At 62.1% G+C, this 13,001-nt stretch carries 14 protein-coding genes and 1 pseudogene; 8 read left to right on the forward strand and 7 right to left on the reverse strand.

What is annotated here, in order from left to right; all coding sequences use genetic code 11:
* Window positions 1-42: 42 nt before the first annotated feature.
* Complete coding sequence (locus MMB74_RS10825; protein WP_277428638.1) at window positions 43-792, reverse strand: nucleotidyl transferase AbiEii/AbiGii toxin family protein; 750 nt, start codon at window positions 790-792, stop codon at window positions 43-45.
* Entirely contained in the window at window positions 785-1,414 is a 630-nt protein-coding gene (locus tag MMB74_RS10830; RefSeq protein WP_277428639.1) for a DUF6088 family protein, read from the reverse strand. Before MMB74_RS10830 ends, MMB74_RS10825 begins: the two co-directional genes overlap by 8 nt.
* Here MMB74_RS10830 and MMB74_RS10835 point away from each other — a divergent pair.
* Window positions 1,401-1,595 (forward strand): hypothetical protein, encoded by a 195-nt coding sequence (locus tag MMB74_RS10835; RefSeq protein WP_277428640.1) that lies wholly within the window; start codon window positions 1,401-1,403, stop codon window positions 1,593-1,595. The two genes, MMB74_RS10830 and MMB74_RS10835, sit on opposite strands and share 14 nt — an antisense overlap.
* 78 nt (window positions 1,596-1,673) lie before the next feature.
* Here MMB74_RS10835 and MMB74_RS10840 read toward each other — a convergent pair whose 3' ends face one another.
* The 4 genes from MMB74_RS10840 to MMB74_RS10855 all read right to left on the reverse strand — a co-directional run bounded on the left by MMB74_RS10840 (window position 1,674) and on the right by MMB74_RS10855 (window position 3,686).
* On the reverse strand, window positions 1,674-1,880 hold the full coding sequence (locus tag MMB74_RS10840; protein WP_277428641.1) for an addiction module antidote protein: 207 nt from the start codon (window positions 1,878-1,880) through the stop codon (window positions 1,674-1,676).
* Window positions 1,881-2,051: 171 nt separating this feature from the next.
* Window positions 2,052-2,801: an Imm52 family immunity protein gene (locus MMB74_RS10845; RefSeq protein ID WP_277428642.1), complete on the reverse strand. Its 750-nt coding sequence runs from the start codon at window positions 2,799-2,801 to the stop codon at window positions 2,052-2,054.
* A complete protein-coding gene (locus MMB74_RS10850) occupies window positions 2,764-3,351 on the reverse strand; it encodes a restriction endonuclease fold toxin 5 domain-containing protein (RefSeq protein ID WP_277428643.1) in 588 nt (195 codons plus the stop codon). Before MMB74_RS10850 ends, MMB74_RS10845 begins: the two co-directional genes overlap by 38 nt.
* The gene (locus MMB74_RS10855) at window positions 3,351-3,686 is read right to left on the reverse strand and encodes a hypothetical protein (protein WP_277428644.1); all 336 of its coding nucleotides are present in this window, start codon (window positions 3,684-3,686) and stop codon (window positions 3,351-3,353) included. The genes MMB74_RS10850 and MMB74_RS10855 overlap by 1 nt, the downstream gene beginning before the upstream one ends.
* Before the next feature lie 529 nt (window positions 3,687-4,215).
* Here MMB74_RS10855 and MMB74_RS10860 point away from each other — a divergent pair.
* The 7 genes and pseudogenes from MMB74_RS10860 to dbpA form a co-directional block, all read left to right on the forward strand.
* Window positions 4,216-5,175 (forward strand): sugar ABC transporter substrate-binding protein, encoded by a 960-nt coding sequence (locus tag MMB74_RS10860; RefSeq protein WP_277428645.1) that lies wholly within the window; start codon window positions 4,216-4,218, stop codon window positions 5,173-5,175.
* Window positions 5,176-5,253: 78 nt separating this feature from the next.
* The gene (locus MMB74_RS10865; protein WP_277428646.1) at window positions 5,254-6,828 is read left to right on the forward strand and encodes a sugar ABC transporter ATP-binding protein; all 1,575 of its coding nucleotides are present in this window, start codon (window positions 5,254-5,256) and stop codon (window positions 6,826-6,828) included.
* Window positions 6,825-7,823 (forward strand): ABC transporter permease, encoded by a 999-nt coding sequence (locus MMB74_RS10870; RefSeq protein ID WP_277428647.1) that lies wholly within the window; start codon window positions 6,825-6,827, stop codon window positions 7,821-7,823. Before MMB74_RS10865 ends, MMB74_RS10870 begins: the two co-directional genes overlap by 4 nt.
* Window positions 7,824-7,847: 24 nt before the next feature.
* The gene (locus MMB74_RS10875; RefSeq protein ID WP_277428648.1) at window positions 7,848-8,852 is read left to right on the forward strand and encodes a LacI family DNA-binding transcriptional regulator; all 1,005 of its coding nucleotides are present in this window, start codon (window positions 7,848-7,850) and stop codon (window positions 8,850-8,852) included.
* 29 nt (window positions 8,853-8,881) lie between these two features.
* Complete coding sequence (gene rbsK / locus MMB74_RS10880) at window positions 8,882-9,856, forward strand: ribokinase (protein WP_277428649.1); 975 nt, start codon at window positions 8,882-8,884, stop codon at window positions 9,854-9,856.
* Entirely contained in the window at window positions 9,853-10,251 is a 399-nt protein-coding gene (gene rbsD / locus MMB74_RS10885; RefSeq protein ID WP_277428650.1) for a D-ribose pyranase, read from the forward strand. Before rbsK ends, rbsD begins: the two co-directional genes overlap by 4 nt.
* A gap of 78 nt (window positions 10,252-10,329) precedes the next feature.
* A pseudogene (gene dbpA, locus MMB74_RS10890) lies at window positions 10,330-11,399 on the forward strand (ATP-dependent RNA helicase DbpA); the annotation flags it as partial.
* Window positions 11,400-11,520: 121 nt separating this feature from the next.
* On the opposite strand, the gene MMB74_RS10895 reads toward dbpA, so the two are convergent.
* On the reverse strand, window positions 11,521-12,990 hold the full coding sequence (locus MMB74_RS10895; protein ID WP_277428651.1) for an NAD-dependent succinate-semialdehyde dehydrogenase: 1,470 nt from the start codon (window positions 12,988-12,990) through the stop codon (window positions 11,521-11,523).
* Between the last annotated feature and the right edge of the window lie 11 nt (window positions 12,991-13,001).

Consider the following 13,001-nt stretch of genomic DNA (forward strand, 5'->3'; position numbering starts at 1 on the left):
CAGGTGCAGCCTACTATGAGGAGCGTTATCGGCAGCGGGTGCTTAACAATCTGACACGCCGGGCCGACTCGATGGGCTACGTCCTACAACCGAAAGCGAGCTAAGGCGAGGGAGTTTCTCAGGAAAGGTGCGCTGCGCTGACAAGACGATCACACTGGTGTCGGGATCCTCGAAGAAGTCGGAATAGTCGTCGGCCGCGTAAGGGCGGATGATCTTCACCTCGGTTTGCCAGGGATCTCCCCGTGCGCCCAGTTCCAGCTTCACGCGCGGCGTAATGTAAGCCATGCCCTCATATTCGGCTGCGGGCAGCGCCGTGGGATAGTGGAAGTTGACTGTCTGGGCGTCGCTGGCGTCGATCTCCAGCGACCACTCGTCGTTGACCGGTTCGCCGAGCTGTTCGACGATTGCGGCGCGCAGCGCCGGGACAAGCTTCTCAGCGATGTGGCGCGTGACGTCGCCGACCAGTGCGTCGATCAGGCGAGCCGCTTGCTTCTTGCTGATCGCTTCCTTCTCGGGATCGCGATCGCCGGTATAGCCGAGTTCTGCGCGGTTGAACGAAAGGTCGATGTCCTCGGAAAACCGGCGGATGGCACCGAACGCCTTGGATAGTGACGTGCCGCCTTTGAAGACAAGGGTTGCCGTAGTCCCCTTCGGCAGACCGAAAATGCGCTTCAGGCACCAGCAGACCCAGAAGTCCTTTTCAATGATCGTGTCTGCGACACCCCGGCCGGCGCCCGTTTCTCCGAACAGGGCGGCACGATCACCGGCGGGGAGACGGGCAACCCTATCCATCGATATCTACTACCGTTGCATTGGCGATCGAGGCGAGTGTCGGCCGCATCCAGGCAGGGGCCTGAACGGCGGTCGAGGCCAGGGTCTTCTTGTCGTTGGCCGAAAGCTGACGCGCTGCAACCTTTACGACGTCGGCCGCCCGCACGGGGCCGACATGGCGGAGAGCCTGCACGACCGTACCAGCGGCACTGCCGGGCGCGATCAAGTGCTTGGGCGAGGCGTGGCGGAGATCGACAATGCGCTTTCCCAACACAACGCGTCGCGATGGACCATTGGTCAGATAGGTACTTCTTGCCGGCACCTGAGTCGTGAGCCCAAGGGCGTTGGCGGCGCGAGCGCCAGAGATCTGAACCTGCGACCCGGTCTCACGCGCCAACGCCTGCGCGACGTCGTCTGGCGTTGGCGAAAGCTGGCCGAGCTTCGGATGAACCTTAGGGAAATCGTAAAGGCCGCGGGCTAGACGGCGCAGCTTGCCGTTCTTGACAAGCCTGGAAAGCGCCTGGTCGACAGCCGCACGGGCTGCCACGTCCAAGAAATCACTGGGCGTGAAGACGCCGCCGCGCCCGGTGCCGCGGGCACGCCTCATGATTCGATCAGGAACAGATGGGATGGTTGCCTTCATGTGTCAGAAAATAACACATATTTTTCTGACGCTCAAGAATCCGATGGGCGTGGGCGCGGGCGCCCAGGATGGCCCGGCCGCACGAAACCTGGCGCGTTCCGGTCCGGCGGTTCGTATAGGTGACCAAAGCTTGTTGCCGGGAGATAAAAATATTTTTCCGTCGATGCCAGAGACGGTATGAACTGCTGGCGGCTAGGATTGAGGAACCGGGTGGGGTAGGAGCGAACAGGCCAACGCTTAACGGTGCGAGAGGGTTACGTCAAGGCATCAACCGGGGGCTTTCCGGTCCAACACCTGCATCGGCTGCGACTTTGGCGATGCCGCGCGCCTTGGCGATGTCTGCGATTGCCGCCATCAGCAGATCTGAGTCGCCTTCTTCAAGGGTTGCATTGAGGTAAGCGGCGATGAGTTCCTCGCTGCCCAGGCGCTCCGATGTGTCGAAGCGGGAGGTCTTGACTTTGCTCACGCTTCTCCTTGATTGTCTTTCACATGGCCACGGCGCCCTTGATCCGTAAATAGCTCGCTGCGCGTGCTTTGACTCGTCAAGCAGGCGTATGTGGGTTTGACGGCGGCGGACTCATCATCAGCCTCCACGCGTTGGACACCGGGGCCGCGACACAACCACCCAACGCCCTCGCTACCGAGGTAGAAGGTCCTGATCGGCCAAACGAATTTCGATCGCATTTGCGATTTTCACGTGATCGGGATTGTCGGCGGAAAAGACATCATCAGCGACGCTGACGATGATGGTGCCGGTTTGCCTACCGCTTTCCGTGACCGGCACCAGTTCTGCCGCCTCGGGTACCGCCTCGCTTGTAATTGCCGTCGGGAGATAGAGCATCCAGCCGGCGCCCGGTCGTTTCGGAAAGACCCGATGGAGGGTGTAGTACTTGAACGGGCCGACTTCAATATCGGAGGCGCGAGGACATATGTCTAGCAAGCCGAATATCAATTGCTGCATGTTGCGAGCATCATCGAGCGGTTCTATCTCGTCAAATTGCAGGTCGAACAGACATATCGGGAAACGGGTACTGGATGAAAATGAGACAGAGAGCACGCCGCGTTTTCCTTTCTCGCTTCCGCTCCATATACCCGTTCTTCGATAGTCGGTCATCCCGTCCTTTTCGTCCTGCAAACGCTGCAGCTCGAGTGCTGCTGGCGTTGGGCCATTACGGTCGAAAGCCGCGTGCGCGAGCGACTTCTTCCGCGTTGGAGCCGGTGGATGCCAAACGTCCATGGGGAGCCCGAACGGTTCGAACAGTTGGGCGATTCTCTGTAGAGTGCCGAAGTGTTCCTCTCGCGACGGGAGAATAGGTTTTTCAAGCTTGAAGGCCAGAGAAATGTACATGTTACGGATGGAGTAATGATTCAATAGAAAACCCTTCACGAGAAAAGATTTCCGAGAAGTACTCGTGAGAGATGGGTTGCATGAAATACCAGGTCAGTCGTGCCGGTGGGTGGTTCTCGGCGATCGCGCTTTGGATGCGCGCCTGGCTGACAATGCGAGGTGCGCCGAAGAGTCTGAAGAACTCTTTTGGTTGACGGGTTCGTGCGTCAAAAAACTGATCGTACTGGGCCTTCGCTTCTTGCAGTCTGCATTCCGGCGCGCGAAAACCGTCGAATTCGATATTCTCGAAAATCCACTCCGTGAAGGGGGGGAGGCCAGTAATACGGGCCTGGTAGTCACGCGAGACCTCGGACATGTGCCATTTCCGCGTGACGAGCCAACCTCTGCGCGGTGGGCACTGTGCGTGCGACTCATCAGGCACCGGCACTGCACGTGCGGCCGAGTTGGACTTTGCCTTGTCCGCCTCGAGACTGTCTCGTCCGGAATGCGTTTTGTCGGCGAGACCGCGAACGACACCTTCTATCGCGTTGAGCAATGCCAAAAGTGCCAGGCCCGCTTGTTCGAGGTGGGAGCGACGTGCCGGCGCCATTATCGGTCGTCCTTTCGCTGCCGGGACTTGTTGCGAAGCACATCGATCAAATCGGCGAAGCGCTCGTCGGCGGTAGCGCCCGGCTTATGGAGCCATCTTCGAATCGCCGGGTGGCGATGAAAGCCCGGTGCTTGAATTTCGAGATATAGGAAATCCGCGAGTAACTCATCTCGTGTGAGGCCCATGCGCCTGGTTTCGCTGTATGCTCGAGTGAGTTTGTCGAGTAATGCTGGATCGTCAGCGAGCGTTCCATTAGCGTTGCCGATGCTGTTTTGAACTGCCACCACGAACTGGCGCTCGTCCTCGGTCAAAAGGGCTGTTTGATGCTCGTGCATGTCTTTGATTGTCGGTCCCGATATGACACGTCGCTGGTTGTGGCCCGTACCGATGCGGAGCAGCGGTAGCGTGTTGTCACAACCTCGATCGTTGTTGATGCAGAGCGGGGATTTTGATCGCGAAGCGGGCTCGAGCTTTCCGCTGCCGAAAAAACAAGACTAATGGAAGAGCAGCGGATCGAATTGCTTAATTCGGCCAAATGCGACTGACGATTCAGGTGATGGTGATGCCGCCCGAATGTGCGTCGCACCCGACCCACCATTCGTTTTTCGGCAACGCCCTGCGATCGGACAGTACTGACGGCAGATAACCCCGCCGCGCTATGGCGCACTGCACAACATCGCGAGGTTGACTTTAGAGAACGGCTCCTCGAATATTCGATCCGCAACCGGTTGCGCGCCGTATGTACGTGTGAGATGCATGAGATTTGTTGCGCAACCGGTTGCGCAACCGGTTGCGAAAGTCGTCACACAGCGGAGCTGGTCGCCGCGACAACAACCATATCGAACGATTCTCAGGAGACATCCCATGAAGACCCCCGTCCGTCGCCGCGTGCTGACTGCATGCATCGGGTTGGCCGCCGCCGTCATGTTCCCGATGGGCGCGCACGCGCAAGACGCCGCCCATAAACCCAAGGTTGCCTTGGTGATGAAGTCCCTGGCGAACGAGTTCTTCCTCACGATGGAAGACGGCGCCAAGGCCTATCAGAAGCAACACGCTGCCGATTTCGATCTCGTGTCGAACGGCATCAAGGACGAAACCGATACGGCCGCGCAAATCCGTATCGTCGATCAGATGATCGTCTCGAAGGTCGATGCGATCGTCATTGCGCCGGCCGATTCGAAAGCGATGGTGCCGGTGATCAAGAAAGCGATCGACGCGGGCATCGTCGTAGTGAACATCGACAATCGCCTCGATCCCGATGTATTGAAATCCAAGGGAATGACGGTGCCGTTCGTCGGCCCGGACAACCGAAAAGGCGCGCGGCTGGCGGGCGATTATCTTGCGGCGAAGCTGAGCAAAGGCGACGAAGTCGGCATCGTCGAGGGCGTCTCCACGACGACGAACGCTCAGCAGCGCACGGCCGGCTTCAAGGACGCGATGGCCAAGGCCGGTGCGAAGGTCGTCTCGGTGCAATCGGGCGATTGGGAAATCGACAAGGGCAACGCGGTGGCGTCGGCCATGCTCAACGCCTATCCGAACCTGAAGGCGCTCCTGTGCGGCAATGACAACATGGCCCTCGGCGCCGTCGCCGCAATTCGCGCGGCAGGCAAGCAAGGCAAGGTGATGGTGGTCGGTTACGACAATATCGCCGCAGTGAAGCCGATGTTGGCCGACGGTCGCGTGTTGGCCACCGTCGATCAGTTCGCCGCCAAGCAGGCCGTGTTCGGTATCAATACGGCATTGAAGGCTATTCGCGAACACAAGAAGCAAAGCGAGCTGTCGAGCCTCGTCGAAACGCCGGTCGAACTGATCGTGAAGAAGTAAGGACGTCAATACGTTCGACGCAGGGTCGGGCGAAGCGCGGACGAGCTTCGCCCGACTCGCGCTTGCGAAGGAGGGGGCATGACAGCAGTTTCAACGGACGGCACACGCCACGCGCCGCCGCGCGATCCGGTGCTCACGGTAAGCGGCGTGGGCAAGACCTATGCGGTGCCGATCCTCGCGGGCATCGATCTGACGCTGAACGCGGGCGAAGTCCTCGCGCTCACGGGCGAAAACGGCGCGGGCAAGAGTACGTTGTCGAAGATCATCAGCGGGCTCGTTACGCCGACGTGCGGCACGATGCATTACCTCGGGCAGCCCTATGCGCCCGCGAGCCGCCGGGATGCCGAAGCGCTCGGCGTGCGGATGGTGATGCAGGAGTTGAACCTGCTGCCGACGCTTTCGATCGCCGAGAACCTGTTCCTGAACTGCCTGCCGGCCATGAAAGGAATCGGCTGGATCTCGCGCAAGCGCCTGCGTGAAGACGCGCGTGCCGCCATGGCGCGCGTCGGACTCGAAGCGCTCGATCCGGATTCGCTCGTCGCGGAGCTCGGGATCGGCCATCAGCAGCTCGTCGAGATCGCCCGCAACCTGATCGGCGATTGCCGGGTGCTGATCCTCGACGAGCCCACCGCCATGTTGACGGGACGCGAAGTCGACTTGCTGTTCGGTCAGGTGGAACGGCTTAAGCGCGAAGGCGTATCGATCGTCTACATTTCGCATCGGCTGGAAGAATTGGCGCGCATCTCGGATCGCATCGCCGTACTGCGCGACGGCAAGCTGGTCAGCGTCGGTCCCGTTGCCGAATACACGACGGATCGGCTCGTGACGCAGATGGTCGGCCGTGGCATCGGCGAGACGATCAACCTCGGCGAGCGCAAGATCGGCGCACCGATGCTGCGCGTCGACAAACTGTCGCGCGGGGCCGCCGTGCAGGATGTCTCGTTCGAGGTGAAGAGCGGCGAGATCTTCGGCATCAGCGGCTTGATCGGCTCGGGACGCACGGAACTGCTACGCGCGATTTTCGGTGCGGACGCGAAGGATAGCGGCGCAGTCACGCTCGGCACGGCATCCGAGCCCGCGCGAATCGGTTCGCCCGCCGATGCCGTCAAGCAAGGCATTGCGTTGATCACCGAGGACCGCAAGAGCGAAGGGTTGATGCTCACACAGTCCATCGCGTCGAACCTCGCACTGAACAACTTCGGCGCGCTCTCGCGCTTCGGCTGGATCGACGGCGGCCGGGAGCGTGCGCTGGCCAAGCGGCATATCGACGCCATGCGTATACGCTGCGCCGGTGAACAGCAGCCGGTGAGCGAGCTCTCGGGCGGAAATCAGCAGAAGGTCGTCATCGGTCGCTGGCTCGAACGCGATGCAGGCGTCCTGCTGTTCGACGAGCCGACGCGCGGGATCGATGTCGGCGCGAAGTTCGAGATTTACGGCCTGCTCGGCGAAGAGGCGAGGAAAGGCAAAGCGCTGGTCGTCGTCTCGAGCGAACTGCGCGAGCTAATGCTCATTTGCGATCGCATCGGCGTCATGTCGGCAGGCCGGCTCGTTCGAATTTTCGATCGCGACGAATGGACCCAGGACGATTTGCTGGCCGCCGCATTTTCCGGCTATGCGAAGCGTGACGCACTTTTGACGAGAGAAGCATCATGACGATTTCCTCCAACACACCCGCAGGCGTCGTGGCGCCCGAAGTCAAGGGCCGCGCGCGCGTGGAGCTCACGAGCTATCTGGGCCTCGTCGGCGCCCTGGTGGCGATGATCGCGCTGTTTTCGGCGCTCAGCTCGCATTTCTTCACGTACGAGACGTTCGTGACGATCGCCAATCAGATTCCCGATCTCGTCGTCATGTCGGTCGGGATGACGTTCGTGCTCATCATCGCGGGGATCGATCTGTCGGTCGGCTCCGTCCTCGCGCTTTCGGCGTCGGCCGTCAGCGTAGTCGCGTTGCAATGGCAGTGGAGCGCGATTCCCGCGGCGTTTGCGGGCCTCCTAGTGGCCGCGCTGGCCGGCAGCTTGACGGGCCTCGTGACAGTCGCATGGCGCATCCCGTCGTTCATCGTCTCGCTCGGCGTGCTCGAAATGGCGCGTGGGCTGGCCTATCAACTGACGAATTCGCGCACGTCGTACATCGGCAGCACGTTCGATTGGCTGGCCAATCCGTTCGCGGCCGGCATTTCGCCCGCGTTTATCATTGCGATGGCCGTCATGATCGTGGCGCAACTGGTGCTGCGGCGAACCGTGTTCGGCCGCTGCCTCATCGGCATCGGGACGAACGAAACCGCGGTACGATTGGCTGGTATCGATCCGCGTCCGTACAAGGTGATCGTCTTCGCATTGATGGGCGCGCTGGCCGGGCTGGCGTCGCTATTCCAGGTTTCGCGCCTCGAAGCGGCAGATCCGAACGCGGGCGTGGGTATCGAGCTGCAAGTGATCGCTGCGGTCGTGATCGGCGGCACGAGCCTCATGGGCGGGCGCGGATCGGTCATCAGCACGTTCTTCGGCGTGCTGATCATCTCGGTGCTGGCCGCCGGGCTCGCGCAGATCGGTGCGAACGAGCCGACCAAGCGGATAATCACCGGCATGGTCATCGTCATCGCCGTCGTGCTCGATACTTATCGAAGCCGCCGCGGTGCGAGCCGGGCCTGAGGTCAATCGAAAAGCAACGAGATCATGTGGACGATCCGAGACGTAGCGAAGCGGGCAGGCGTGTCGTACACGACGGTGTCTCACGTCCTGAACAACACGCGCCCCGTCAGCGAAGAAAAGCGCGTGCGCGTGCAGGCTGCGATTGCCGAGATGAACTACGTGCCGTCCGCGCCGGCGCGCTCGTTGAAGGCCAAAACCACGTCGACGATCGGGCTGGTCGTACCGAACAACACGAACCCGTACTTCGCGGAGTTCGCGCGCGGCATCGAAGGCTCGCTCAAGCGTCGCGGCTATTGCGTATTCCTCTGCAATTCCGACAACAACCTCGTGACGCAGCGTGAGTGCCTGCGCGCGCTGCATCAGAATCGTATCGATGGGTTGATCGTCGCATCGGTCGACGACGATGAGTCCATTGCGGACGATCTGGCGGCGGTGCGCGTGCCGGTTGTGATCGTCGATCGCCCCGTCGCGGGGCTCGATGCGGATCTGGTTCAGATCGATCACGAGGCTGGCGCAATGTTGGCGACGCAGCATCTGCTCGACCTCGGGCATACGCGCATCGGTTGTATTGCCGGGGAGCGCGAAACCGTCGTGAGCGCCATTCGCGTCGCCGGCTTCAAGCGCGCGATGGCGGAGCGCGGTGTGGAGGTGTTGCCGGGCGCGATCGTGGAAGGAAATTTCACGTGCCCGGGGGGTTACGCCGCGGCGCGCGAGCTGTTCGAGACCGTCGCGCCGACGGCCATTTTCGCGAGCAACGACATGATGGCGATCGGGGCGCTGCGCGCGGCCGCGGAACGCGGGCTGCGCATTCCGGCCGATTGTTCGATCATCGGATTCGACGATGTCGAAATGAGCCGATACGTGTACCCGGCATTATCGACCGTGGGGCAGGCGATATTGCGTCTGGGCGATGCGGCCGCCAATACGCTGCTTGAACGCATCAACGGCACGGTGACCGGTCCCGCACGCACCCATCTGATCGAACCGCGCTTGCTCGTGCGTGAATCCAGCGCGCCCTGGGCCGCATAAGCGGAACATCAATCCAATCCTATCGACGCATGACATCGATGAAAACAACAGCAGCGGGGCAGCAAACCGGCCGCGTCACGGTGGTCGGCAGCTTGAACATGGATCTCGTGATCCGCGCGCCGCGTTTGCCGAAAGAGGGCGAGACGCTGGCCGGCCGATCGTTCGTCAACGTACCGGGCGGCAAAGGCGGCAATCAAGCGGTGGCGGCGGCAAGATTGGGCGCGCAGGTCGCGATGATCGGGCGCGTCGGCGACGACGACAACGGCAGGCAACTCGTTGCCGGTTTGCGCCGCGACGGCATCGACTGTCACGGTGTGGCGACGGATCCGACGCTGCCGACCGGCGTGGCGATGATCGTCGTCGACGATGCTGGGCAAAATGCAATCGTCATCGTCGCGGGCAGCAACGGGGCGCTGACGTCCGCCGCAATGGCCGTGCATGCGTCGCGGATCGAACAAGCCGATGTGCTCGTCTGCCAACGGGAAGTGCCCGACCAGACCGTACTCGCCGCCATGAACCTGGCTCGCAAGCATGGGCGGATCGTGGTGCTCAATCCCGCGCCCGTAACCGGGCCGCTCGAGCGTGGCTGGCTCGAATCCGCCGACTTCCTGATTCCGAACGAATTGGAGGCGTCGGCGCTTTCGGGTGTGCCTGTCGAATCGCCGGAAAGCGCGCGGCGAGCGGCCAAGAAGTTGCAGCAGGACGGCGCGCGCAACGTGATCATCACACTCGGTAAGCGGGGCGTGGTGGTGCTGACCGAGGGTGATCGTGCCGGGGATGGCGGCAAACACTATCTGCCTGCCGAAGTCGAGGCGATCGATACGACGGCGGCCGGCGATACGTTCGTCGGCGGCTTTTGCGCGGCGCTCGCGGCGAAGCGCCCGCTGGACGAGGCGGTACGTTTCGGTCAGGCTGCGGCTGCGTTGTCGGTAACGCGTGCAGGCGCCCAAACGTCGATCCCCTACCTGCACGAAATTACGCTCCAAGTTGCCGCATCGAAATGAAGAAAACAGGTTTGCTCAATAGCGCGCTCTCGCGCCTCGTTGCAACCTTGGGCCATGGCGATATGGTATTGATCGCCGATGCCGGGATGCCGGCGCCACACGGATCGCGGGTGGAAATCATCGATCTCGCGCTCACACCCGGCGTACCGGATTTCGCCACTACTGTCCGCGTCTTGCTGAGCGAGATGCAGGTCGAGTCGCATGTCGTGGCGAACGAGACGCTCGCGCGCAACGATGGTTGGCTTGGGAGTGAGTGGATGGACCGGATCGGGTCACGCCAAGTGGTGACGCATGAGGCACTCAAGCAGATGTCACATCGCGCGCGCGCCGTGGTGCGCACTGGCGAGTGCACACCTTACGCGAATCTCATTCTCGTGGCGGGCGTGACGTTCTGACATTCGTAGGCGCACCCAGGTTAGGAGCGTCGGGTCCGGGGGGGCAACGACGGGTGCGCTGGCGTTGCCCACGCGTTCTGCGGCGGCACGCCGATTGCGCCGCAGGCGGCGAGTCTCGAACACGGCGCACATATCGTCGTCGGGACGCCGGGCGCATCATGGACCATCTGGAGCGTGGCAGCCTCGCCCTCGATGCATTGAATACGCTCGTGCTCGACGAAGCGGATCGGATGCTCGATATGGGCTTCTACGACGATACAGCGAAGGTGGCCGATCAGTGTCCGAAAGAGCGGCAAGCGTTGCTGTTTTTCGCGACTTACCCCGACGGCATCGCCAAACTCAGCCAGCGCTTCCCGCGTAATCCCAAAGAGGTGAGGCCCGAAGAGCGTCACGACGACAGCAAGATTCGCCAGCGCTTTTATGACGGGACGGAAGAGCAGCGGTTGCACGCGGTGGGCATGTTGCTGAATCACTATCGCCCGGTGAGTACGCTTGCGTTCTGCAACACGAAGCAACAATGCCGCGACTTGCTCGATGTACTGCGTGTGCAGGGTTTTCATGCGCTGGCGTTGCACGGTGAACTCGATCAACGCGAACGCGATCAGGTGCTGATTCAATTCGCGAACCGTAGCTGCTCAGTGCTCGTTGCCACTGATGTCGCTGTGCGCGGGCTGGATTTTACGTAGCTCGAGGCGGTGATCAACGTCGACGTGACGCCCGATCCCCAAGTGCACGTGCATCGAATTGGCCGCACGGGCCGGGCGGACGAAGTCGGCTGGGCGCTGAGCCTCGCAAGCATGGATGAAATGGGGCGTGTGGGCGGCATCGAGCAGGCGCAAAAGCGCGATGTCGAATGGCATCCTCTCAGCGAGCTCCAGGCGAAAAGCGACACGCCGTTGTTGCCGCCGATGGAGACGTTGCAGATCCTCGGTGGGCGAAAAGAAAAGATTCGCCCTGGCGACGAGCTGGGCGCGCTGACGGGCGAAGCGGGCTTCAGCGGCGCACAGATCGGAAAGATCAACATGACCGAATACTCGACCTACGTCGCGGTCGAGCGAAGCATCGCGCGCGACGCGCTGCGCAAGCTGAACGCAGGGAAGGTGAAGGGCAAGAAGGTGAAAGCGCGGTTGATGGACGAGTGGCGTTGACGGTGCGTGCCGTGCGCACACGATGCCTTCGAGATGCGTTGGACCGCAAGTCGGCGGGAGCTCGCGGTCCGATTGTTCCAGCTATCGGACTCGTGAAACGGGGGGAAGCTCAGTGGTTGCGTCACCCGGAAACCAGCCCATCCCAGCACAAGTATTTGATCTCCACGAATTCGTCGATGCCCAGATGCGAGCCTTCGCGCCCCAGGCCGCTCTGCTTCACGCCGCCAAACGGCGCGAGTTCGTTCGAGATCAGTCCGCAGTTGATCCCCACCATCCCCGATTCGATGCGCGCTGCGTTGCGCCAGATGCGCGCCGCATCGCGACTATAGAGGTAGGCGGCAAGCCCATACTCGGTGTCGTTGGCCATCGCGATCGCTTCGTCGTCGGTATCGAAGCGAAAGAGCGCGGCCACCGGCCCGAACGTTTCTTCACGGGCAATCTTCATCGCGGGCGTCGCCCCGGCAAGTACCGTCGGTTCGTAGAAGAATCCGCCGAGCGCGTGTCGCCTGCCACCATGCAGCAGCCGCGCGCCTCGGGCGAGTGCATCGCTCACGTGCTCCTCGACCTTTTCTACTGCGGCTTCGTCGATCATCGGTCCGAGGTCGACGTTCGGCTGTAGGCCGTTGCCGACGCGCAGTCTCGCGACACGTTCGACAACACGCGCGGCCAACGCGTCGTAGACGCTCGCTTGCACGAGTACCCGATTGGCACTGATGCAAGCTTGGCCCGTATTGCGGAATTTCGCGGCGACGATGCCGTCGGAAGCCGCGTCGAGATCGGCATCGTCGAGCACGATGAACGGAGCATTGCCGCCCAGCTCCATAGAGCACTTCTTGACCGTCTGCGCGGCCTGCGCGAGCAGCACCCGGCCGACTTCGGTCGAGCCGGTGAACGTGATCTTGCGAACGAGGGGATTCGCGGTGAGCTCGCCGCCGATGGCGCGTGTATCGTTGCCGGTGATCACGCTGAGGACACCGGATGGCACCCCGGCGCGCTCCGCCAGCACGGCCAGCGCGAGCGCCGTGAGTGGAGTCTGGCTTGCGGGCTTCACGACCATCGTGCAGCCCGCGGCAAGCGCCGGTCCGGCTTTGCGCGTAATCATCGCCGCCGGGAAATTCCACGGCGTGATGGCGGCACATACGCCGATCGGCTCGCGCAGTGCGATGATCCGCTGCGTCTCCTTCGCCCCGGGAATCACGTCGCCGCGCACGCGCGTCGCTTCTTCCGCAAACCAGCGCAGGAAAGAAGCCGCGTAGTCGATCTCGCCTCGCGCTTCGGCCAGCGGCTTGCCTCCCTCGAGCGTAATGAGAACCGCGAGATCTTCGCGGTGTTCCATCGTCAGTTCGTACCAGCGCCGCAGTACCTCGCCGCGGTGCTTCGCGCTCTTCCGTCGCCATGGACCGAAGGCATCGTGTGCGGCGTCGATCGCGCGCTGCACTTCCGGCTCGCGGCACCGCGGCAGCTCGACGAGCAGCGATTGATCGACCGGATTGCGTAGTTGATAGCGGCCGTGCGGTGTCTGGCCAACCCACTCGCCGGCGATGAACGCGTTCTCCCGCCACAAGGTGGGGTCTTTCAGCAGATGTTTCATCGTGGTCTCGC

It is taken from the genome of Trinickia sp. Y13 (assembly GCF_029522115.1).
GTDB lineage: Bacteria > Pseudomonadota > Gammaproteobacteria > Burkholderiales > Burkholderiaceae > Trinickia.

Bases quoted from the DNA above. Each gene is read 5' to 3' on its own strand.
- MMB74_RS10830 (WP_277428639.1), bottom strand. From the start codon at position 1,414: ATGAAGGCAACCATCCCATCTGTTCCTGATCGAATCATGAGGCGTGCC.
- MMB74_RS10860 (WP_277428645.1), top strand. From the start codon at position 4,216: ATGAAGACCCCCGTCCGTCGCCGCGTGCTGACTGCATGCATCGGGTTG.
- MMB74_RS10895 (WP_277428651.1), bottom strand. From the start codon at position 12,990: ATGAAACATCTGCTGAAAGACCCCACCTTGTGGCGGGAGAACGCGTTC.
- rbsK (WP_277428649.1), top strand. From the start codon at position 8,882: ATGACATCGATGAAAACAACAGCAGCGGGGCAGCAAACCGGCCGCGTC.
- MMB74_RS10870 (WP_277428647.1), top strand. From the start codon at position 6,825: ATGACGATTTCCTCCAACACACCCGCAGGCGTCGTGGCGCCCGAAGTC.
- MMB74_RS10865 (WP_277428646.1), top strand. From the start codon at position 5,254: ATGACAGCAGTTTCAACGGACGGCACACGCCACGCGCCGCCGCGCGAT.
- MMB74_RS10825 (WP_277428638.1), bottom strand. From the start codon at position 792: ATGGATAGGGTTGCCCGTCTCCCCGCCGGTGATCGTGCCGCCCTGTTC.
- MMB74_RS10835 (WP_277428640.1), top strand. From the start codon at position 1,401: ATGGTTGCCTTCATGTGTCAGAAAATAACACATATTTTTCTGACGCTC.
- MMB74_RS10875 (WP_277428648.1), top strand. From the start codon at position 7,848: ATGTGGACGATCCGAGACGTAGCGAAGCGGGCAGGCGTGTCGTACACG.
- MMB74_RS10850 (WP_277428643.1), bottom strand. From the start codon at position 3,351: ATGGCGCCGGCACGTCGCTCCCACCTCGAACAAGCGGGCCTGGCACTT.
- rbsD (WP_277428650.1), top strand. From the start codon at position 9,853: ATGAAGAAAACAGGTTTGCTCAATAGCGCGCTCTCGCGCCTCGTTGCA.
- MMB74_RS10855 (WP_277428644.1), bottom strand. From the start codon at position 3,686: ATGCACGAGCATCAAACAGCCCTTTTGACCGAGGACGAGCGCCAGTTC.